Source organism: Prodigiosinella aquatilis (assembly GCA_030388725.1).
Classification (GTDB): Bacteria; Pseudomonadota; Gammaproteobacteria; order Enterobacterales; family Enterobacteriaceae; genus Prodigiosinella; species Prodigiosinella aquatilis.
The window spans coordinates 198,082-219,445 of sequence record CP128857.1; the positions used below are offsets into that span (position 1 = coordinate 198,082).

Sequence of the window (21,364 nt, forward strand, 5' to 3'; positions counted from 1 at the left end):
CCATGGGCTTTTAATCATCTTTTCAGATTTGATTTCTATGTTTTCTTATTGCATTAGTGGCGCTGTACAAATAATTATCGGTGGAATAAACCAAAATTCCCCACGATTTATTTTATTCAGTAGCGTTTTTTTTGAAGGAATATACCGACGTGATTTTATCCGCGTGACTGATTATGTGTAAAAAATCTGCATAATATGCTGTAAGGCGATGTACTCGTCAGACTTCAAGTTGCTTCAGTTACTCGAATTACTTGTCTCAGTAAGATCATCGTGATTCTTTCACTGTGCCTTCCTGTAGTGCTCATTATTTAGTATATGGCTTGGTGACAGAAAAACAGCGTAGCCTGGAGACTACGCTGAATTAAAGCAAACTCATTATTTTTTATATGGCAGTTGCTGTGTTGTACGGGTAAATGGAATACCGTGAGTTATCGGTTCCAGTTCCTGTGAAGAAGACAAACGGAAGACGGAAACCGCATTGGACAACATCATGGCCTGGTCTTCCAACGAGCTGGCGGCGGCGGAAGACTCTTGAACCAGGGCGGCGTTTTGTTGGGTCGTGCTGTCCATATCGACAATCGCTTGATTCACTTGTGCGATGCCGCGGCTCTGTTCGTCAGACGCCACCGTTATCTCACTCATAATATCGTGAACGTGCGTAACGGCAGTGACGATGTCTGTCATGGTCTTGCCAGTATGATTGACCAGTTTGGCACCGTGTGTGACTTGTTCGACTGAGGTAGCGATTAAACTTTCAATCTCTTTGGCTGCCTGAGCACTACGCTGCGCCAAATTACGGACTTCATTGGCGACTACCGCGAATCCTCGTCCTTGCTCACCGGCACGGGCGGCTTCCACCGCAGCGTTCAAAGCCAGAATATTGGTCTGGAAAGCGATACCGTTAATAACGGAGGTAATTTCCGCGATACGTTTGGAACTGCCTTCAATTTCGGACATCGTGTGCACCACATTTTCTACCAGCTTACCGCCCTCTTTGGCGGTTTGAGTGGCATCTACTACCAGTTTATTGGCGTGATGGGCATTATCCGCATTTTGTTTCACGGTGGCCGTCAGTTGTTCCATACTCGCTGCAGTTTGCTCGACAGCGGCAGCCTGTGCTTCAGTCCGTGCTGACAAGTCGTTGTTACCAGTAACAATCTCGCTGGCGGCAGTGGTGATTTGGCTGACACCCAAGCGAATTTCGTCAATCATGGTATGCAGATTGGCTTTCATTTTTGCCATTGAACCAAACAGCATACCCAGCTCATCGCGACGGGTGGTGGTAATGGGCATGGTGAGGTCACCGGTAGCAATACCTTCGGCAATGGTGACAGTTTGATTGAGCGGATGGGTAATCTGGCGGGATATAAGCAAGGCGATGATGATACCCAGAATCAATGTAATCAGCGCGGTAATGGCTATCTGTAGCTCTGCATTTTTGATATCGTGCCCTGAGATCTGTATCTCTTCATTAACCATGTTAACGACCATATTCGATAGCGCTTGTGCGGTATCCGCTATGTTTTTGGCCTGATTTAACTCTTCCTGATACGCCGGGAGATAAGCTTGGATTTGTGTCTTGTAGTGACTTAGTGTCGAAACAACAGGATCAATCAATGTCTGTTGGTCTTTGTTTAGCGCCTGATAAAGCTGACTGAGACTGTTTTGGGCATCAACCAGTGCGGCAATTAACGGCTTTTCTGCTTCGCTGTTGCGAGAAAGGAGCAGCCCGCGTACATAATAACGGACAGTGATGAGTTTCTGATTCAGCTTGGTCAGTTGTAGCAGTAACTCAGGGTTATTTTCACTTTTTATCTGTTGTTCCAGCTCGTTGAGCGGTTGTGTCGTACCAGAAATGTTCCAGCTTTTTCTGACATCATCCTTTTTGGCTACTGCTGCAAGGTAGACTTTCTGTTTTTCTTTATATTCATTAATTAACTGTGAAATTTTCTGAAGTCTGTCATCGTAATCTTTACTCCAGGATTTTGTCTGGATAATCGCCAGAATATTGACAATATGATCAATGCTTTCAGCATTTCTCTTAATATCATCAGGGTTATAATTGGACATATATAATGCCCGATAATAACGAGCCTGGTTAATCGCTTCATTAATTTGATTGTTTAAAGTAATTTTTTCGAAACGATCTCTTAACGTTTCTACATACTTTATACTTACACTGGCAATGATGATAGTTAACAGTAGTATTAATAGGAACCCGAATCCTAACTTCTTGCCGACTTTAATATTTTCAAATTTCATCGTCATTTATTTTCGTCCATAATTAATGAGCTAGGTTGTTAAGGTAAAGTATGGATGCCTTAATACCCGGAATCGCCAGCAGGATGTGTCTTATGAAATGTCGTATTATCCGCATAACAGATGCAGCCTGTACGAAATCTAGTTGAGAAAGGGCACAGAAGTCTTATCGGCGCACTGAGAAAAAACTTTATATCAATCTGACGGGTTAAATCACAGTTTTAGGCCAACAAAAAAAGCCAGAAATAACAAAATGTTACTTCGGGCTTTTTAACAGTGAATCCCTTAGCGGAGGATAGCCGGATTATTTGCTGGCTTCAGCGAATCGTTTGGCTGCTTCGTCCCAGTTGACCACGTTCCAGAATGACTTGATATAGTCTGGGCGACGGTTCTGGAACTTCAGGTAGTAGGCGTGTTCCCACACGTCCAGTGCCAATATGGGGTAGCCAGAGGTACCTGAAATGGCTTCACCCATCAGAGGACTATCCTGATTAGCGGTAGACGCAATGGTCAATTTACCATCAGCTTTCAGTATCAGCCATGCCCAGCCAGAACCAAAACGGGTAGCTGCAGCCTGTTCAAATTTTTCTTTGAAAGCATCAACACTACCAAAGTCACGTTCGATAGTGGCTTTCAGATCACCCGTCAGGGTAGTGCCAAGTTTCAGACCTTTCCAAAACAGGCAGTGGTTGGCATGTCCACCTGCATTGTTGCGCAGCGCGGTTTTCTTCTCAGCGGGCACCTGGTCCAGTTTGGTGATCAGTTCTTCAACAGACAAACTGGCAAATTCAGGACAGGATTCCAGTGCTGCATTTGTATTATTGACATAGGTCTGGTGGTGTTTGGTGTGATGGATTTCCATCGTTTGCTTATCGAAATGGGGTTCCAGTGCGTCATAAGCATAAGGCAAGGGTGGGCAGGAATAACTCATGTTTTGCGTCTCCAATTTGTTGTCGGGCGTAATTATTATGGTGCGGCACTGTATTTGTTAGCGTCGCGTAAGTAATAGGTTCATTATAGTTAATTAAATGATATTGAAAATGATTATTCGCAGTTCTGGCTAGTGAGTTATCTTTTTTTATCCCTGTATTACAAGCTCTTATGCCGTGATGGTACTAATTAGCAACAAATTGGTCTAAGGACAGGGGGAAAGCACAACTATTCACGCAACCGTCGCGGATAGGTGTAAATGGTCGAACGTCCGGGGCGACTGAAGCCCACCAGTGTAAGATTACAACGATTGGCAACTTCAACGGCCAGCGAGGTTGCAGCAGAAACGGCAAACAGAATTTCAACACCGCACATGGCTGACTTTTGTACCATTTCGTAACTGGCACGGCTGGAAACCAGCACGGCGCCTTGTTGCCAGAGATTTCTGGCACGCATCCCCAGCAATTTATCCAGCGCGACGTGTCGACCTACGTCTTCACAGCCGCCTTGCAGGTTTCCATCCGGTGAAATCCAGGCAGCGGCGTGAGTACAACCGGTCAACTGCCCTATTTGTTGTACACTCTTCAGCTGTCCCAGTGCCGTATCCAACTGATGTAACGAGAATGTCTGGCTAAACGGGAGTGGTACTACCGGTTTGCCGATTTCCGCCAGTTGCTCCACACCACACACACCACAACCGGTACGTCCATCCATTGCCCGTCTTTGTGCTTTCAAACCGGCAAACCGGCGGCTGGACAGTTCAATTTGCACTTCGATACCGTTACACACTGGTACAACATCAATACCATAGACATCCTGCGGCGACTGGATGATGCCTTCAGATAACGAAAATCCCAGAGCAAACAGTTCCAGATCTTTTGGCGACGCCATCATAACAACATGCGAGATGCCGTTATAAACCAGTGCCACCGGCACTTCTTCTGCCAGCCAATCCTGCTGTGACTGCTCTAGCGAGCCCTGATGCCATATTGTTTGCTGACACGCTCCCGCAGGTGCCATTTGTCCACTTTCAGCTGAAAAATTATCGTTATTCACCTGTGCTACCCATTTCTGATAACCGTGACGTCATCGTGGCATTATTTCATTGCCTGCATGGGGATGCGAGTTTTTATCCCACAACAGTGAGCGTATCCGCATGATCAGCAATAGCATGCAACAGCGTGAAGATAAATTGTGTGCTGAATCGAAGAGTTATCTTTTTCATCGTGTTGTCGTTATCACAAGCGGATAACATTGCATACAATTTATTCAGTAATTTCTGTTTTACCAATGATGTACCCATTCTATTTTCACTGCGGCATCGCCGCATAACGCGTAAATGCGTAATAAAAAATAGTGCAGCCCAAAGGAGACAGAAATGGCACATGACACGTCAGGAAGCCGGCTTATGTCCGGCGAATATGGATATGCTCTTACTCTGAAAAAACGCTATGACAATTTTATTGGTGGCGCCTGGGTTCCACCGGCTAGCGGAGAATACTACGTTAATCTGACTCCGATAACCGGTCAGCCACTATGTGAAGTTGCCAGCTCCAGTAATAAAGATGTGGATTATGCGCTTGATGCTGCGCATAAAGCCAAGGCGGAATGGGGAGCCATGTCGGCCGCAGAGCGGGCAACGATCTTGAATCGCATTGCTGATCGTATGGAACAGAATATCGATCTGCTGGCGAGTGCGGAAACCTGGGATAATGGTAAACCGATTCGTGAAACCACTAATGCGGATGTTCCGCTCGGTATTGACCATTTCCGCTACTTTGCCGCCTGTATTCGCGCACAGGAAGGTGCCATCAGTGAAATCGACAAAGACACGGTGGCTTATCACTTCCATGAGCCGCTGGGTGTGGTGGGGCAAATTATTCCCTGGAACTTCCCACTGCTGATGGCCTGCTGGAAGATGGCTCCGGCGCTGGCCGCGGGTAACTGTATCGTGCTGAAACCCGCGAAACTGACACCACTCTCCGTGCTGATGCTGATGGAGCTGATTCAGGATCTGTTACCTCCAGGTGTGCTTAATGTGGTGAACGGTTCCGGTAGTGAGATTGGCGAGTATCTGGCGACATCGCCCCGTATTGCTAAAGTGGCGTTTACCGGCTCGACAGAAGTGGGTCAGCAGATCATGGGTTACGCGGCGCAGAATGTCATCCCGGTAACGTTGGAACTGGGGGGCAAGTCTCCCAATATCTTCTTTGCTGACGTTATGGATAAAGAAGATAGTTTCTTTGACAAGGTTCTGGAAGGGTTTGCCCTGTTTGCCTTTAATCAGGGGGAAGTCTGTACCTGTCCGAGCCGTGCGCTGGTGCAGGAATCCATTTATGAACGCTTTATGGAGCGAGCCATCAAGCGAGTGGAGGCTATCCGCGTTGGCAACCCGCTCGATAGCCAAACCATGATGGGGGCGCAGGTTTCTGCCGGTCAGTTGGATACCATCCTTAACTATATTGATATTGGCAAGAAAGAAGGTGCGCGAGTGTTGACGGGGGAAATCGTAAGACACTGCCTGGCGATTTAACACAGGGTTACTATCTGGAACCTACCATTCTTTTTGGGGACAACAGCATGCGAGTGTTCCAGGAAGAAATATTTGGTCCAGTGTTGGCCGTGACGACCTTCAAAACCATGGATGATGCGCTGGAAATCGCCAATGATACGGTATATGGATTGGGTGCGGGGGTATGGAGCCGTAATGGCAACATTGCCTATCGTATGGGGCGTGGTATTCAAGCCGGTCGTGTGTGGACCAACTGCTATCATGCCTATCCGGCACATGCGGCGTTTGGCGGGTACAAGCAGTCAGGTATGGGGCGTGAAAACCACAAGATGATGCTGGATCATTATCAGCAAACCAAATGTTTGCTGGTAAGTTACTCCGAGCAGCCGATGGGTCTGTTCTAACGCGGTTTCTCCTTTTCAGGGCTACTTCGGTGGCCCTGATATTTCTCTTCCCCTCTCTACCTCAGCTCAAATCTGATGTTGCGACGTTGAGGTTATGCAATGCAACCGATAAGCTGCACTGATCCCATTGGCGTCATCTCTGTATTGATGAGTCAATACAGCATGTCGCGGAGTTGTGCATGACAGATAAGATCAAGTGGATTGATAACCTGCGGGCAGTGGCCTGCATGATGGTTATTCTTATCCACAGTACCTCTTGGTATGTTACGACAGGTGGTGAGCCGGGTGACAATTATTGGGAAGTGGCAAATATACTGAATTCTGCTTCACGGGTTTGTGTACCGCTGTTCTTTATGATTTCAGGCTATCTATTTTTTGGGGAACGTCAGGCGCGAGGGAAACATTTTCTGCGCATTGGTTTATGCATTCTGTTTTACAGCGTCGTTGCACTGCTCTACATGTCCACATTAACTCCGATGAATTCACTCCGCGCAATCAGCCATATACTACAGAAACCGGTGTTTTATCACCTGTGGTTTTTCTATGCCATCGTCGTGATTTACCTGCTGTCGCCCTTGATTTGTGTGCGGTTGACATCAGTCAGCTATTTGATGGCGGTGATTGTCGTGCTGGCGGTAATCGCGAATCCAAACGCTGGTGACTGGCTGGTCGATGGCCGCAAATGGTTTCCGGTGAATCTCTATGTGTTTGGTGACACATTTTACTATCTGTTATATGCCGTAACAGGAAGGGCATTAGGGATGATGGATATACCACGGAACGTCGCGAGAGCTGCGGTCGGGGTATTTGTACTGTGTGTGGTGTTGATCGCCGTGGGAACCCGGCAGCAAACAGAATCTAACGGTGATTTCGCCCAGACTTTCTATATCTACTGTAGTCCGTTGGTGTTTATTGCAGCAACCAGTCTGTTACTTGTTTTCAAATCTTATCTGAATGTACATGTTCCGTCAGGACTGGCGCTGATTTCACGCCATTCGTTGGCGATCTATGGCGTTCATGCACTGGTCATTCATTTTTTGCGTACACACGATCTGGAACTGGCCGATTATCCGGTGCTGGATATTATTTATGTATTTGCTGTCGCCTTAATGGTGAGTCTACTGTTTTCGATGCTGTTACAGCGAGTGGATAAGCGTCGTCTGATTTGCTGATGTCACGGCTCCTGCTGCAAAATACGCAGTTGCGCCCGGCGTAGTTGACGTCCGGATGAAAAACCGGCCATCAAAGCGGCTTTTTCCAGTTTTAGCCCCTGCTGTAACCGCTGCTGTGCCACAGCCACTCGTAGCTGTTCATGATATTCACGTACGCTGATACCTAAATGTTCGCGGAAAAGCCGGGTCAGGTGGCGGCTGCTAACGTGGACTTTGTCGGCAAGCTGCGTGAGTGACAATGCTGCTTCAGGTTCTGCGGATAATATATCCTGTGCCCGGTGGATAACCGGATGAAGGTGATTACGATGCTGTAACCAGGGCGAAAGTTGTTCATCGTTACCAGAGCGTCGGAAATAGATCACCATCTCGCGGGCAACGCGGAGCGATTGCTGCGGATCCAGAAAACGGCTAATCAAATGCAGCGAAAGATCAATTCCGGTGGTGATACCGGCACTGGTATAGACGCCCCGGTCTTCGACAAAAATCCGGTTTGCTTTAATCAACGCCAACGGTGCTTGCCGGGATAAACCTTCAATTACATCGTGGTGTGTGGTGCATTGATATCCATCCAGCAGCGTAGCTTGTGCCGCCAGCAACGCACCGGAACAGATGCAAACCAGCGTTATTGTCTGATCTCGCAGCATGGGTTTTAGCTGCATCAGCCACTGTCGTGCTACGTCGGCTTGTGGTGTCGAGAAATAACGGTTGGAATCATATACACCGGGAACCACCAGGATACTTTCTGGTGGTAACGTCGGGGGTAGGGGTTGTAAATGACTCAGTGTCAGTCCGATTGAGCTGATAATATCGGTTTCCGGGCTGATGTAATGCAAATCAAACCGACCCGCAAGTCGCAGAGTTTCTGCCGGACCGGTGACATCCAGGGTTAACACGCCGGGCAACAGCAGAAAATAGACTTGTCGTGTCATGATGTTATTACTCCGCGTGGTTAAGCTTTTCCAGACACTCATCCACAGTACAGATAGCGGCAAAACGGTCAATCAGCACAGTTTCTGTCCGGTGTTTCAGTTGGCTGGTGCTCAGGGTTTGCCCACGGTGAGTCATCGGGAATGTCATGGTAGCGTCAGTGACAAACGTTACCTGATAGCCCAGATCGGACGCAACCCGCGCGGTGGTTTCACAGCATTGTTCAGTGCGTAAGCCTGAAATAATCAGATGATCTATGCCTTGTTGCTGTAGCCATTCATTCAATCCTGATTCAGTCAGAGCATTGTGTACGTGTTTATGTACCTGAATATCGGGTTGATGGGTCAAAAATGGCAACCGGGTAACATAGCCGGATTCCAGAGAAAACGGTCCTGTATCGGAAACATGAAAAACGTCAACCAGAGAGACACCCAGCCGTTTACAGCCATCGATCAGTCGCAGTATTTCGCTCTGAAAGGCCGGTACATCTTGTTCTTGCCAGAAGGGGCGGTGAAGAAAAGATTCTTGTACATCAATAATTAATAGCGCACTGCGTGACATGGTCTGTCTCCTTATCGTGTTGGTGACAGCCATAATGCGGTAATCATCGAGAGGAAAGAAGGCCAAATCAGGACATAACCAGGCTGAATCAGGACGACTTGATCCCTGCTTTAACGACGTTGCCTGAAATGTTCTTCTTTTTCATTTACAGTGGCTAATGTGTTGCATTCACAACGACTAATTATGTAGCGGCGCGAGCCGCTACAATACAGGTTTGGTGAATTACACCATCAGCGGACTGAGTTGCTGATAAAGTTTCTGGAAAGTTTCCCGCTGTTGCGCATAGCTGGCATGGCGCTGCGGATCGGGATAATGGGTTTGTTCCAGCGGGAGTTGTGGCAATAACTGTTCCAGCGGTATTTGTGGGTTGAGTGCGATTTGTGCCAGACGGGCTGCCCCCAGTGCGGGGCCAACATCACCACCAGTACGGTATTCCAACGTTTTCCCGCTGATGTCTGCCAGTATTTGTCGCCAGTACGCGCTGCGGGCACCGCCACCAATCAGCGTGATTCGTTCAGGTTGTAAGCCCGTCATGTGCAGGGCATCCATACCGTCCGCCAGCGCGAATCCAACCCCTTCCAATACGGCGCGAGCCAATTCCGCCGGGCCATGCGAATGTGTCAGTCCCCAAAATGCCCCCTTTGCCTGAGGATTATTATGGGGTGTGCGCTCACCGGATAGATAAGGCAGGAACCAAACCGGTGTCGCTTTTTCATTCACCTGTTGTTCCGCTTCTGCCAGTAGTGCCGCTACGCTGTCAGCACGGGTCAACCGGGCGGCCCAGTCAAGGCAGGAAGCTGCACTGAGCATCACGGACATCAGGTGCCAGGTATCAGGTAGCGCATGGCAGAAACTGTGTACTGCACGCTGAGGATTGCTGAGGAAACCGTCACTGACGGCAAAATAAACCCCCGAAGTTCCCAGTGATAACATGGCTTGACCGGGTTGGTATAACCCCACACCGATAGCGCCTGCCGCGTTGTCTCCTCCGCCAGCGACGACCGGAACGGGTTTCATCCCCCAACGTGCTGCGACATCGGATAGCAAATGACCCGTGATCTGATTGCCTTCATACAGCGTGGGCATCTGGTCTCGGGTAAGAGAACAGGCTTGCAGTAGCGCATCGCTCCAGTCCCGTTTGGCAACATCCAACCACAATGTACCCGCGGCATCGGACATATCGCTGGCGAAGTCGCCGGTCATCCGCCAGCGTAAGTAATCTTTTGGGAGTAGCACTTTGTCGATTTTATCGAATATATCGGACTCATACTCCTGTACCCATTTCAGTTTTGGCGCGGTAAAGCCCGGCATCATCAGGTTGCCGGTGATGAGCCGGGAACGGGGCACCAACTGCTCTAGTTCCAGGCATTGTGCGGCACTACGCCCGTCGTTCCACAAAATGGCAGGTCGCAACACGCGTTGCTGCTTGTCCAGCAAGGTGGCACCGTGCATCTGTCCAGAGAGCCCCACGGCCTTTACTGTGTGTAAATCATGCTGTGCTGCCAGTGCTCGCATCGCTTCATCAGTGGCCTGCCACCAGTGCTCTGGCTCCTGCTCTGACCACAATGGATGTGGGCGGGAAACGGTCAATGTGGCATGGTGACTGGCGATAACCTCGCCGGTTTCACTCAATAAAATGGCTTTAACGCCCGATGTTCCGAGATCAATACCGATATACATGCGGTGCCTCGCTGTGCTGTTGTCCTATCCTGGTCAGACCGTTTTCTTTCACATTGGGAACGGGATGGTGTTCATTCCCCTTATTACTTATTCATTGCTGACTGATATATACCCGTCATCTTTAGCGTTGTCGGTGCGTGTGCTTTTCTCGGTTACTCGGCCCATTCTTGGGCCTCGCTCCTTTGGGGCCGCAGCCACCTCAGAGGCTGGCTTGAGTAAGCTTCCGGGGATTCGCTGCGTTGCCGCCTTCCTGCAATTCGAATTACTCAGGGTATATAAGCGTTAAGTCAGCGCGTTAATCAAACAGATAGTGATTAACCAGATTTTCCAGGCGTTCCTGATGTCCACTCTGGTGATGTGGCGCCAACTGATGACTTTCTGCGTATTTCGAGAGTATTTCCAGTGACGCTTTACCTTGTAGGATTTGCTGTCCCAATTCACTGTTCCAGCCAGCATAGCGTTTGGCAACCAATTGATTAAGCTGGTTATCCTCAATCATGCGAGCAGCAACCTTCAACGATAGAGCCATTGTGTCCATTGCACCAATGTGGCCGTAGAACAGGTCATATTTGTCAGTGCTTTGACGGCGGACTTTGGCATCGAAATTAAGCCCCCCGGTAGTAAACCCTCCGGCTTTGAGGATTTCATGCATTACCAAGGCATTCTCTTCGACACTATTGGGGAATTGATCGGTATCCCAACCTGATTGCGGGTCACCGCGATTGGCATCGACAGAACCGAAAATACCCAGTGCAATAGCCGTTGCAATTTCATGGTGGAAAGTGTGTCCGGCCAATGTTGCATGGTTCGCCTCGACGTTAACCTTAATCTCTTTTTCCAGTCCAAACTGTTTCAGGAAACCATAGACTGTGGCGACGTCATAGTCATACTGATGTTTTGTGGGCTCCTGTGGCTTGGGTTCAATAAGCAATGTCCCCTGGAAACCTATTTTATGTTTGTGTTCCACCACCATCTGCATAAAGCGACCAATCTGTTCACGTTCCTGACGCAGGTCGGTATTCAGCAGTGTCTCATAGCCTTCACGGCCACCCCATAACACATAATTCTCGCCGCCCAGCGTTTTGGTGGCGTTCATGGCGGTGAACACCTGTGTCGCGGCCCAGGCAAACACTTCTGGATCGGGATTGGTCGCGGCCCCGGCCCCATAACGTGGATGGGTAAAACAGTTCGCAGTTCCCCATAGAAGTTTCACGCCACTTTCCTGCTGCTTGGCTGCCAGAATATCCACCATTTCAGCGAAATTGTTCAGATACTCTTTCAGTGAGTTGCCTTCCGGTGAAACATCCACATCATGAAAACAGTAGTAAGGGGCACCCAGCTTGCTGAGAAACTCAAAGGCGATATCGGCTTTACGTTTTGCCAGAGCCAGGGCGTCACCTGACTGTTGCCACGGACGTTCGAACGCGCCGACACCAAACATGTCGGAACCATTCCAACAGAAAGTATGCCAGTAGCAAACGGCAAAACGTAGATGGTCGGCCATTCGCTTACCAAGAATTTCCTGATCGGGATTGTAATGACGAAAAGCGAATGGATTGGTACTGTTAGTACCCTCAAAACGGACTTTTTCAATTTGATCAAAATAAGCGTGCATTGTGAACTCCTTAGAAACCACCCATATGACAGTTCGGGACAATGATTCATATTCTGATCTTGCCGTGATTTGCTCAATTACGTTATTTCACACTGAAATTGAGATAATTATTAAATGTGCACTGCGTCGCAAAAAATGGACGTCATTAACGCTGAATACATTTCGCAAAGTTTGGAATAAGTAGGCTCGGCAACGACAATAAAACATGACCGCTATCAAAAAATAACAATTAAACCAAAAAACATAATTAAGGGATAAAAATCTGTAATTGATGCAAAACAGATTAACGTGAACAATCCTGCTGGTTATTGAAGTTTTGTGTCCTGCATCTATACCCGTCATATTGCACGTTGCAGGTGTATTAGCTGCCTTTGCTCACCTCAGTCACTTACTTCTGTAAGCTTCTGGTGGTTCACCTGGTTGCTGATTTCCTGCCACTCAAATTATTTAAGGTATATATAAAAAAAGGTACTCTACGATGAAAGCTAAACACTTTTTACTGTCAGTTTGTGCCGCACTTGCCATAATCGCTCAACCCGGGTTTGCCAAAGAAGTAAAAATAGGTATGGCGATTGATGATTTACGTCTCGAACGTTGGCAAAAAGACCGTGACATCTTTGTACAAAAAGCGGAAGCACAAGGGGCCAAGGTTTTTGTTCAATCGGCAAACGGTAATGAAGAGACTCAGATGGATCAAATAGAAAATATGATCAATCGAGGCGTCGATGTCCTGGTTATTATTCCTTATAACGGTAAGGTATTAAGTAATGTGATTGCAGAAGCCAAACGAGAAGGTATTAAGGTTCTGGCTTATGATCGTATGATAAATAATGCCGACGTGGATTTTTATATTTCCTTTGATAATGAAAAGGTCGGTGAGTTACAAGCGAAATATCTGATCAGCAAAGTTCCTCAAGGTAATTATTTTCTGATGGGAGGATCACCGGTTGATAACAATGCCAAACTTTTCCGGCAAGGGCAGATGAAAGTCTTAAAACCGCTGATTGATAGTGGGAAAATTCACATCGTCGGGGACCAGTGGGTGGATGCCTGGTTACCGGAAAATGCCTTGAAAATTATGGAAAATGCCCTGACGGCCAATAACAACAAAATTGACGCTGTTGTCGCCTCCAATGATGCGACTGCTGGCGGTGCGATTCAGGCACTGTCTGCTCAGGGATTGGCGGGCAAGGTCGCTATATCAGGCCAGGATGCTGACTTGGCGGCTATAAAACGGATTGTAGCTGGTACGCAGACCATGACGGTCTACAAGCCTATCAGCAAGTTGGCACAAGATGCCGCTGATATTGCCGTGGAACTGGGACAAGGGAAAACGCCGAAGTCTAATGCCACACTCAACAATGGTCTGAAAGATATCCCTTCCTTCCTGTTGACACCTATTCCTGTCGATAAATCGAATATTGACAGTACCGTCATTGCTGATGGCTTCCAGAAAAAATCGGATGTCTATAACTGATGCATATCACTTAAGCGTGATACGCAGGGTGAGTTCGGGGATGGGGTTCATTGAAGTGCTCCCATCCTCGAGCCATCAACACGTTAACTGATTGATAGTAGATGTTTACTGACCGGTTTTTCCTGAGTCAGGGGAGTAGCGTAGTCCCATCAACGATCGGGCTATTCTCATTAGATTTGGCACCTACCTGGTTTTATGGAGGTTGCTATGCCGTGTTTGTTGGAAATGAAAAATATCACCAAGTCATTCGGTGTGGTGAAGGCGGTGGACAATGTCAGCCTGCAGTTGGATGCAGGGCAGGTACTGTCACTGTGTGGCGAAAACGGCTCCGGCAAATCCACACTGATGAAAGTGCTGTGCGCGGTTTATCCGTATGGCAGTTATGAAGGCAGTATTACGTTTGCCGGTGATGAGCTGCGGGCAAATCATATTCGTGACACTGAGCAGAAAGGGATTGCCATTATTCATCAGGAGCTGGCGCTGGTGAAGGGAATGTCCGTACTGGAAAATATTTTCCTGGGTAATGAATGGTCACGTTATGGCGTCATGGACTACGACAACATGTATTTACGCTGCCAGAAAATGTTGGAACAGGTAAAGCTGGATGTCGATCCTCATACCAAAGTTGGAGAACTGGGCTTAGGCCAGCAGCAACTGGTGGAAATTGCCAAGGCGCTGAATAAGCAGGTGCGATTGTTGGTTCTGGATGAACCGACGGCATCTCTGACTGAGCGGGAAACCGCTATTTTGCTGGATATTGTGCAGGATTTACGTCACCACGGTATTGCCTGCATTTATATCTCCCACAAGCTGAATGAAGTGAAGGCTATCTCCGATGTGATTTGTGTCATCCGTGATGGCAAACATATCGGTACTCGTCCGGCAGCGGAACTGAGTGAAGATCAAATTATTGCCATGATGGTGGGGCGGGAACTGACGGAGCTGTATCCGAATGAGCCGCACACTATTGGCGAGGAAATTCTGCGCGTTGAACATCTGACTGCCTGGCACCAGGTTAACCGACATATTCGTCGGGTTGATGATGTTTCTTTTGCCCTGCATCGTGGCGAAGTTCTGGGGATAGCTGGGTTGGTGGGTTCTGGTCGAACGGAAACCGTCCAGTGTCTATTTGGTTCTTATCCCGGCCATTGGCAGGGTGAAATCTATCTTCAGGGGAAACGTGTCACTATCAATCATTGCCGTCAAGCAATGGCGCTGGGTATCGCCATGGTGCCGGAAGACCGTAAAAAAGATGGCATTATTCCGGTGATGAGCGTAGCGCAGAATATTACGCTGGCGGCACTTGATCAGTTTACGGGGTCTTTTTCGATACTGAATGATGCCCAGGAACAAAACACGTTACGAGAGTCAATCGCTAACCTGAAGGTCAAAACGGTATCACCGGAACTCGCCATTGCCCGTCTTAGCGGTGGGAACCAGCAAAAAGCAGTACTGGCGAAGTGTTTATTGTTAGAACCAAAAATCCTGATTCTCGATGAACCGACGCGGGGAATCGATATCGGTGCAAAATACGAAATATATAAACTTATTAATCAGTTGGTTAAACAACAGATCGCCGTCATTGTCATATCTTCCGAGCTGCCAGAAGTGCTGGGCCTGAGTGATCGGGTTCTGGTTATGCACCAGGGGCGTATCAAAGCTGATTTACCTAATCATGATTTGACTCAGGAACAGGTAATGGAAGCTGCATTAAGGAGTGAGCATCATGCTGAAAACGTCGTTGTCTGATCGGCATAACGCCATCGCAGAACCGGAATCGGTACTGCATCGTCTAAAACATATCAATCTGCAAGTTTACGTCATGATCGCCGCTATCATTGTGATCATGCTCTTTTTTACGTTTATGACCGAGGGGTCTTATCTTAGCGCACGCAATATTTCCAATCTTCTGCGCCAGACGTCAATTACCGGCATTCTGGCGGTGGGTATGGTATTCGTGATTATCTCCGCAGAAATCGATTTGTCGGTGGGGTCGATGATGGGGTTATTGGGCGGAGTGGCGGCTATCTTTGATGTCTGGTTTGGCTGGCCGTTACCTTTGACTATTATCGTGACGCTATTGCTGGGGTTGCTGTTAGGTGCCTGGAACGGCTGGTGGGTCGCTTATCGTAAAGTGCCCTCTTTTATTGTCACGCTGGCGGGGATGCTGGCGTTTCGCGGGGCGCTGATTGGGATTACCAATGGTACGACCGTTGCCCCTATCAGTACGGCGATGTCTCAAATTGGTCAAAGTTACCTGCCATCGGGTATCGGTTTCGTGCTGGGTGCTCTGGGGCTGATACTGTTTGTTCTGTGGCAATGGCGTCAACGTCGTCACCGCATGCATCTTGGTTTACCGGTTGTCGCTGCTGCGGGTGATGTCACTCGTCAGGCATTCACTGCCGTGATTGTACTGGGAGCGGTTTATCTCCTGAATGATTATCGGGGAGTACCGACACCGGTTCTGCTATTAACTTTGATCATGCTGGCCGGGATTTTTATGGCAACCCGCACCGCTTTCGGACGTCGTATCTATGCAGTTGGCGGTAATCTGGATGCGGCTCGTCTGTCTGGGATCAACGTGGAACGCAACAAGATGGCCGTATTTGCCATTAATGGCCTGATGGTGGCGGTCGCCGGGTTAGTACTCAGTTCTCGTCTTGGTGCCGGTTCCCCGTCAGCCGGGAATATTGCCGAGCTGGATGCTATCGCGGCCTGTGTTATTGGTGGAACCAGTCTTGCCGGCGGAGTGGGTAGTGTTGCTGGTGCGGTGATGGGGGCCTTTATCATGGCATCACTGGATAATGGCATGAGCATGCTGGATGTCCCAACATTCTGGCAGTATATCGTGAAGGGCGGCATTTTATTGCTGGCTGTGTGGATGGATACTGCTACCAAGAGGAGTGTCTGATTTAACGGTGTTAATGGCAGGAAATTCGTGGCGACTCGCAATAATAAGGAAATTATTTTGGGTCGTCGGGTAGCTGTGCTATTCAGAATGACACAATTCCGGATGGAAAATCATCATCATGTTTGAGAAACGCTATCGTATTACGTTGCTGTTCAATGCGAATAAAGTGTATGACCGGCAGGTTGTAGAAGGTGTGGGTGAATACCTCCAGGCCTCTCAATGTGACTGGGATATCTTCATTGAAGAGGATTTTCATTGTCGAATAGACAATATCAAAGATTGGCTTGGTGATGGGGTTATTGCTGATTTTGACGACAAGGAGATCGTCGAGTTGTTAGCGGGAGTGAATATCCCCTTGGTCGGTGTAGGTGGATCTTATCATAATCTGGCCGATTACCCGTCGGTACACTACATTGCCACCGATAATTATGCCTTGGTTGAAAGTGCATTTATGCATCTGAAAAATAAGGGATTAAATCGTTTCGCCTTTTATGGTTTACCGGCATCGGTGGGAAAAGGATGGGCGCAGGAACGTGAGTATGCTTTTCGTCAGTTGGTTGCTTCGGAGCGGTATCAGGGGGTGGTTTATCAGGGTATGGAAACAACACCTGACAACTGGCAGTATGCGCAAAACCGTCTGGCCGACTGGGTACAAACATTACCGTTGCAAACCGGCATCATTGCGGTTACTGATTCTCGTGCTCGCCATCTGTTGCAGGTCTGTGAACATTTGAATATCGCTGTGCCGGAAAAGTTGTGTGTCATTGGTATTGATAATGAAGAACTGACCCGCTACCTGTCTCGTATCGCATTATCCTCTGTAGCTCAGGGAACCCGACAGATGGGATACCAGGCGGCAAAATTGCTACATCAATTGTTGAATAACCATAACCTGCCATTGCAACGTACTCTGGTACGGCCAGTCAGGGTGGTTGAACGTCGTTCTACGGACTACCGCTCGGTACACGATCCGGCGGTCATTCAAGCAATGCATTTTATTCGTTATCATGCCTGTAAAGGCATTAAGGTCGAGCAGGTTCTGGATGCGGTAGGATTGTCCCGCTCTAATTTGGAAAAGCGCTTCAAGGATGAGATGGAACAGACCATTCATGGGGTAATTCACGAAGAAAAGCTGGATCGTGCTCGTAATCTTTTGATCTCGACCTCTATTTCGATCAATGAGATCTCTCTAATGTGCGGTTATCCGTCCCTACCTTACTTTTATTCGGTTTTTAAAAAAGGCTACAGCGTGACACCCAAGGAATATCGGGATCGTTACGGGGAAGTCGATTACAGTGATTGACTCAGAATAATGCTATACGCGGTCATTCAGACCGCGCAACGTATTGATTATGCTGGTGCGCGCCAGTAATCATAATCAATGTGCTCCACCTGGAAATTGGCGTCGGCGTTGTCGCCTGTAAGACGACTGGCAATGGTAAAGGCGAAATCAAACGCCACACCGAGTCCTTTGCCGCTGATCAGGTTACCGTCTTCCACCACTTTCTGGTCTACATAGACACCATCGGTAACATCCTGCCACAGGTCGCCCGAACACACATAACGGCGCCCTTTCAGCAGGTCGTTGCCACCCAGCACGCGAGCTGCGGCAGAACATAACGGGCAGATGAGCTTTTGGGCTGCATCGTGGCGGCGAATAAACTCTACAACCAGCGGATTTGCTGCCAGATTGACGGTTCCCTGTGGGCCACCTGGGATAACTATCGCATCAAACAGGATGTCCATGTTTCTTTCCAGCAACGCATCCGCAAACATACGGATATTGTGATAGCTGCGTAGTTCCAACATGTCCTGGCAGGACAGTGTCTCAACCTTCAGTTTCATGCGATGCAGCACATCAATCACCATAACCGCTTCTGCCTCTTCAAACCCCGGGGCCAGTAGAACGGCGACTTTCTTAGACATAGCATCTCCAGCAATATGCAAGGGGGAACAATTCATCACACGAAGGATAGCAAAGAAAATCGAATAAAATGAAACAAGGTTTTATTATTGTATGACGTGTCTCGTAACCGATTTTTGCTACTTAGACTGGCGGAAAAATCGCGTTATACTCACGCGCTGGCCATTGTTCTGCCGAAACTTTCGTTGTCGCCATTTCCGGTTGAGGACGTGATGCTGACGGGTTTAGGGTTAAACAACTTTCACGAACCCAGATAAGTGTAAATCGTCATCATTATCGCTGACCACCTGCCAGCCACAAATGTAGTCGCGATAACCCGTGCTGACGGGAATGAATTTTTTTCCTTAAAATGCGACTCCTCTCTTCCGGTTCAGCAGAAAAGATGCTTAAATTATCACTCACAAATTTTGCATAAATATGCATTGTGAAGGTGCGGCATCCGTTGTGACGATCAGCATAGAAAACGTTGTCAACCCGCCCCGTCTTCTCCTAATGTATTGCGTAACCTGGTGGTGAAGCGGCTAAGCTTAATACCATCGAACTTCGAGCAGGGATTAATAGTTATGACGACGATTCTGAAACATCTTCCGATTGGTGAACGTATCGGTATTGCTTTTTCCGGTGGTCTGGATACCAGTGCGGCATTGCTCTGGATGCGTCAGAAAGGCGCAGTACCTTATGCTTATACGGCGAATCTGGGACAACCAGATGAAGACGATTACGAGGCTATTCCCCGCCGTGCGATGGAGTATGGCGCAGAAAATGCCCGGTTGATCGATTGTCGTAAACAACTGGTGGCCGAGGGAATTGCCGCTATCCAGTGTGGTGCGTTTCATAATACCACCGCAGGCATCACCTATTTTAATACTACCCCGTTGGGGCGTGCAGTAACTGGTACTATGCTGGTGGCTGCGATGAAAGAAGATGGTGTGAATATCTGGGGTGATGGCAGCACGTATAAAGGTAACGATATTGAGCGCTTCTACCGTTATGGTTTGCTGACCAATGCGGAGTTGAAAATCTACAAACCATGGCTGGATACGGATTTTATTGATGAGCTGGGTGGTCGTCAGGAAATGTCCGAGTTTATGGTCAACGCGGGTTTTCATTACAAGATGTCTGCGGAAAAAGCCTACTCGACTGACTCCAATATGCTGGGTGCCACGCACGAAGCGAAGGATCTGGAATTCCTGAACTCCAGTGTGAAGATTGTGAACCCGATTATGGGGGTGAAGTTCTGGGACGAGAATGTGAAGGTGTCCGCAGAAGAGGTCGTGGTCCGTTTTGAGCGTGGCTATCCAGTGGCCTTGAACGGTAAAACGTTCAACGATGACGTTGAGTTAATGATGGAAGCCAACCGTATTGGTGGTCGTCACGGCCTGGGTATGAGTGATCAGATTGAAAACCGGATCATTGAAGCGAAGAGCCGTGGTATTTACGAGGCCCCGGGAATGGCGCTGCTACACATCGCTTACGAACGTCTGGTCACCGGTATCCATAATGAAGACACCATTGAGCAGTACCATGCCCATGGTCGCCAGTTGGGACGTTTATTGTATCAGGGGCGCTGGTTTGACCCGCAGGCATTGATGCTGCGTGATGCTTTACAGCGTTGGGTTGCCAGTGAAATTACGGGTGAAGTGACGGTTGAACTGCGTCGCGGCAACGATTACTCCATCCTGAATACCGTGTCTGACAATCTGACTTACCAGCCAGAACGCCTGACGATGGAAAAAGGTGAGTCGGTTTTCTCCCCAGATGATCGTATCGGCCAATTGACCATGCGTAATCTGGACATTACTGATACGCGTGAAAAACTACTCAATTACGTGGAAACCGGTCTGATTTCTTCTGGTAGCGCAGGTTTACCCCAGGTAGAAAATCACGATCTGCTACAGGATAAATCGAAGAAATAACCGGCCGTTATACTGAATAAAATCATCACGGGCATATTTCAATATGCCCTTTTTATTGGTCTAAGCTGGATTTTATCCTACTGATTTTATTTGTTTTTTTAATTTTTAGTGTTCATTGTTACAATAGTAACTTCATACTATGCTGCTTTCAGCAATTCAGGACAAAAAAGTAAATCTGTTTATTGGCAAAGTACCTGGAAAAATTTATATCAGAACATGCTGGAAATCGTTACCAAACACGATAGGTTTCAATAGGTAGGAAGGCGGCAACTGGGTGACGTCACTCTTCAGCGGGATAAAAAAGCCCTTGAAAAGGGCCGTTGATAACAGGCTAAGCATATAATGAATTAATTACATAGGTTTTGAATGTTATCCAATAAAACGGCGCGAGAAAAAATATGACGTTGTTTGCCAAAAATAATATCAAAGCTCATGTTGTTCATTGTCCGTGGCCGTTCTTTGTCTGAAAACACAGACTTACGATATTTTAGCGGTGGTATTTTATAGGTTTTGGTAAAGCAGCGGGAAAAATGAGGCAGGGATGAAAAACCGCAAGCATAACAAATGTCTGTTAATGACCAGTTCGGCGAAATGTGAATGATTTCCTTTGCCAGAGTGATGCGCACACGCCATATCCAGCGCATAGGGGTAATATTATAGACTTGGTTGAATAGCCTACAGATATCAAACTTGGATTTGCCACTGACCATTTCTAACTGATCGAGAGTGATATTGTTGCCAATATTATCGATAATATAGTCAATGATACTGGCCAGATTAGTCGCCTTATTATTCACCTCCAATGCTTTTCTTAAGTTAGGGTGGCGTCGATACATATCCTGAATGAGGTTGTTATTGAAGCTTTCATTATCTAGTGCGGGTGTGTAAGCGTGTAGTATATTCATGGCATTATCCCAAAAAAAATAATTTCCTTTATCTGGACCTGTTAATCACAAATACCAGTAACAGCGGCGAAATCCAGTTGTTAATTATTGTCAATACAGCAATTGCAGATAAATTAACGCAAATAGTGTGCCATTCTTGTAACAGCGATTTTTATGGGAATACATAATGGA

General features: G+C 47.7%; 15 protein-coding genes and 1 pseudogene. 7 read left to right on the forward strand and 9 right to left on the reverse strand.

Translation table 11 applies throughout. The annotated features are described in order from the left end of the window. Window positions 1-375 precede the first annotated feature (375 nt). The 3 genes from PCO85_00895 to fdhD all read right to left on the reverse strand — a co-directional run bounded on the left by PCO85_00895 (window position 376) and on the right by fdhD (window position 4,209). Window positions 376-2,268, reverse strand: coding sequence for a methyl-accepting chemotaxis protein (locus tag PCO85_00895; GenBank protein WJV54082.1), 1,893 nt, complete (start codon window positions 2,266-2,268; stop codon window positions 376-378). Between the two features lie 295 nt (window positions 2,269-2,563). Next, window positions 2,564-3,190, reverse strand: coding sequence for a superoxide dismutase [Mn] (gene sodA / locus PCO85_00900; protein ID WJV54083.1), 627 nt, complete (start codon window positions 3,188-3,190; stop codon window positions 2,564-2,566). A 227-nt stretch (window positions 3,191-3,417) separates the two neighbouring features. Next, window positions 3,418-4,209 carry a formate dehydrogenase accessory sulfurtransferase FdhD gene (gene fdhD, locus PCO85_00905; protein WJV55957.1) on the reverse strand — a complete coding sequence of 264 codons (792 nt, stop codon included), beginning with the start codon at window positions 4,207-4,209 and terminating at the stop codon, window positions 3,418-3,420. 358 nt (window positions 4,210-4,567) lie between these two features. Here fdhD and PCO85_00910 point away from each other — a divergent pair. After that, window positions 4,568-6,105: pseudogene (locus tag PCO85_00910) on the forward strand (aldehyde dehydrogenase family protein). A 179-nt stretch (window positions 6,106-6,284) separates the two neighbouring features. After that, entirely contained in the window at window positions 6,285-7,277 is a 993-nt protein-coding gene (locus PCO85_00915; GenBank protein ID WJV54084.1) for an acyltransferase, read from the forward strand. Window positions 7,278-7,279: 2 nt separating this feature from the next. On the opposite strand, the gene PCO85_00920 is transcribed toward PCO85_00915, so the two are convergent. From PCO85_00920 to xylA, 4 genes are all read right to left on the reverse strand, one after another. Then, window positions 7,280-8,206: a helix-turn-helix domain-containing protein gene (locus tag PCO85_00920; GenBank protein ID WJV54085.1), complete on the reverse strand. Its 927-nt coding sequence runs from the start codon at window positions 8,204-8,206 to the stop codon at window positions 7,280-7,282. 7 nt (window positions 8,207-8,213) lie between these two features. Beyond that, the gene (locus PCO85_00925; GenBank protein WJV54086.1) at window positions 8,214-8,765 is read right to left on the reverse strand and encodes an isochorismatase family protein; all 552 of its coding nucleotides are present in this window, start codon (window positions 8,763-8,765) and stop codon (window positions 8,214-8,216) included. A gap of 222 nt (window positions 8,766-8,987) precedes the next feature. Continuing rightward, the gene (gene xylB, locus PCO85_00930; GenBank protein ID WJV54087.1) at window positions 8,988-10,445 is read right to left on the reverse strand and encodes a xylulokinase; all 1,458 of its coding nucleotides are present in this window, start codon (window positions 10,443-10,445) and stop codon (window positions 8,988-8,990) included. A 295-nt stretch (window positions 10,446-10,740) separates the two neighbouring features. Next, on the reverse strand, window positions 10,741-12,060 hold the full coding sequence (gene xylA / locus PCO85_00935; protein WJV54088.1) for a xylose isomerase: 1,320 nt from the start codon (window positions 12,058-12,060) through the stop codon (window positions 10,741-10,743). A 478-nt stretch (window positions 12,061-12,538) separates the two neighbouring features. Between xylA and xylF the strand changes: the two genes are divergently transcribed. The 4 genes from xylF to PCO85_00955 all read left to right on the forward strand — a co-directional run bounded on the left by xylF (window position 12,539) and on the right by PCO85_00955 (window position 17,751). Then, entirely contained in the window at window positions 12,539-13,537 is a 999-nt protein-coding gene (gene xylF, locus PCO85_00940; GenBank protein WJV54089.1) for a D-xylose ABC transporter substrate-binding protein, read from the forward strand. Window positions 13,538-13,744: 207 nt separating this feature from the next. Beyond that, window positions 13,745-15,286 carry a xylose ABC transporter ATP-binding protein gene (locus PCO85_00945; GenBank protein WJV54090.1) on the forward strand — a complete coding sequence of 514 codons (1,542 nt, stop codon included), beginning with the start codon at window positions 13,745-13,747 and terminating at the stop codon, window positions 15,284-15,286. Continuing rightward, complete coding sequence (gguB, locus tag PCO85_00950) at window positions 15,264-16,448, forward strand: sugar ABC transporter permease (protein WJV54091.1); 1,185 nt, start codon at window positions 15,264-15,266, stop codon at window positions 16,446-16,448. Before PCO85_00945 ends, gguB begins: the two co-directional genes overlap by 23 nt. Window positions 16,449-16,566: 118 nt before the next feature. Further along, window positions 16,567-17,751 (forward strand): XylR family transcriptional regulator, encoded by a 1,185-nt coding sequence (locus tag PCO85_00955; protein ID WJV54092.1) that lies wholly within the window; start codon window positions 16,567-16,569, stop codon window positions 17,749-17,751. Between the two features lie 47 nt (window positions 17,752-17,798). On the opposite strand, the gene PCO85_00960 is transcribed toward PCO85_00955, so the two are convergent. Next, window positions 17,799-18,374, reverse strand: coding sequence for a DJ-1/PfpI family protein (locus tag PCO85_00960; protein WJV54093.1), 576 nt, complete (start codon window positions 18,372-18,374; stop codon window positions 17,799-17,801). 561 nt (window positions 18,375-18,935) lie between these two features. Here PCO85_00960 and argG point away from each other — a divergent pair. Beyond that, complete coding sequence (gene argG / locus PCO85_00965) at window positions 18,936-20,288, forward strand: argininosuccinate synthase (GenBank protein WJV54094.1); 1,353 nt, start codon at window positions 18,936-18,938, stop codon at window positions 20,286-20,288. Window positions 20,289-20,635: 347 nt separating this feature from the next. On the opposite strand, the gene PCO85_00970 is transcribed toward argG, so the two are convergent. Beyond that, window positions 20,636-21,193, reverse strand: a complete 558-nt coding sequence (locus tag PCO85_00970; protein ID WJV54095.1) for an AraC family transcriptional regulator — start codon at window positions 21,191-21,193, stop codon at window positions 20,636-20,638. Window positions 21,194-21,364: the final 171 nt, after the last annotated feature.

Excerpts from the sequence above, each read along its gene's own strand:
- PCO85_00895 (WJV54082.1), bottom strand. The coding sequence starts at position 2,268 with ATGACGATGAAATTTGAAAATATTAAAGTCGGCAAGAAGTTAGGATTC.
- sodA (WJV54083.1), bottom strand. The coding sequence starts at position 3,190 with ATGAGTTATTCCTGCCCACCCTTGCCTTATGCTTATGACGCACTGGAA.
- fdhD (WJV55957.1), bottom strand. The coding sequence starts at position 4,209 with ATGGCACCTGCGGGAGCGTGTCAGCAAACAATATGGCATCAGGGCTCG.
- PCO85_00915 (WJV54084.1), top strand. The coding sequence starts at position 6,285 with ATGACAGATAAGATCAAGTGGATTGATAACCTGCGGGCAGTGGCCTGC.
- PCO85_00920 (WJV54085.1), bottom strand. The coding sequence starts at position 8,206 with ATGACACGACAAGTCTATTTTCTGCTGTTGCCCGGCGTGTTAACCCTG.
- PCO85_00925 (WJV54086.1), bottom strand. The coding sequence starts at position 8,765 with ATGTCACGCAGTGCGCTATTAATTATTGATGTACAAGAATCTTTTCTT.
- xylB (WJV54087.1), bottom strand. The coding sequence starts at position 10,445 with ATGTATATCGGTATTGATCTCGGAACATCGGGCGTTAAAGCCATTTTA.
- xylA (WJV54088.1), bottom strand. The coding sequence starts at position 12,060 with ATGCACGCTTATTTTGATCAAATTGAAAAAGTCCGTTTTGAGGGTACT.
- xylF (WJV54089.1), top strand. The coding sequence starts at position 12,539 with ATGAAAGCTAAACACTTTTTACTGTCAGTTTGTGCCGCACTTGCCATA.
- PCO85_00945 (WJV54090.1), top strand. The coding sequence starts at position 13,745 with ATGCCGTGTTTGTTGGAAATGAAAAATATCACCAAGTCATTCGGTGTG.
- gguB (WJV54091.1), top strand. The coding sequence starts at position 15,264 with ATGCTGAAAACGTCGTTGTCTGATCGGCATAACGCCATCGCAGAACCG.
- PCO85_00955 (WJV54092.1), top strand. The coding sequence starts at position 16,567 with ATGTTTGAGAAACGCTATCGTATTACGTTGCTGTTCAATGCGAATAAA.
- PCO85_00960 (WJV54093.1), bottom strand. The coding sequence starts at position 18,374 with ATGTCTAAGAAAGTCGCCGTTCTACTGGCCCCGGGGTTTGAAGAGGCA.
- argG (WJV54094.1), top strand. The coding sequence starts at position 18,936 with ATGACGACGATTCTGAAACATCTTCCGATTGGTGAACGTATCGGTATT.
- PCO85_00970 (WJV54095.1), bottom strand. The coding sequence starts at position 21,193 with ATGAATATACTACACGCTTACACACCCGCACTAGATAATGAAAGCTTC.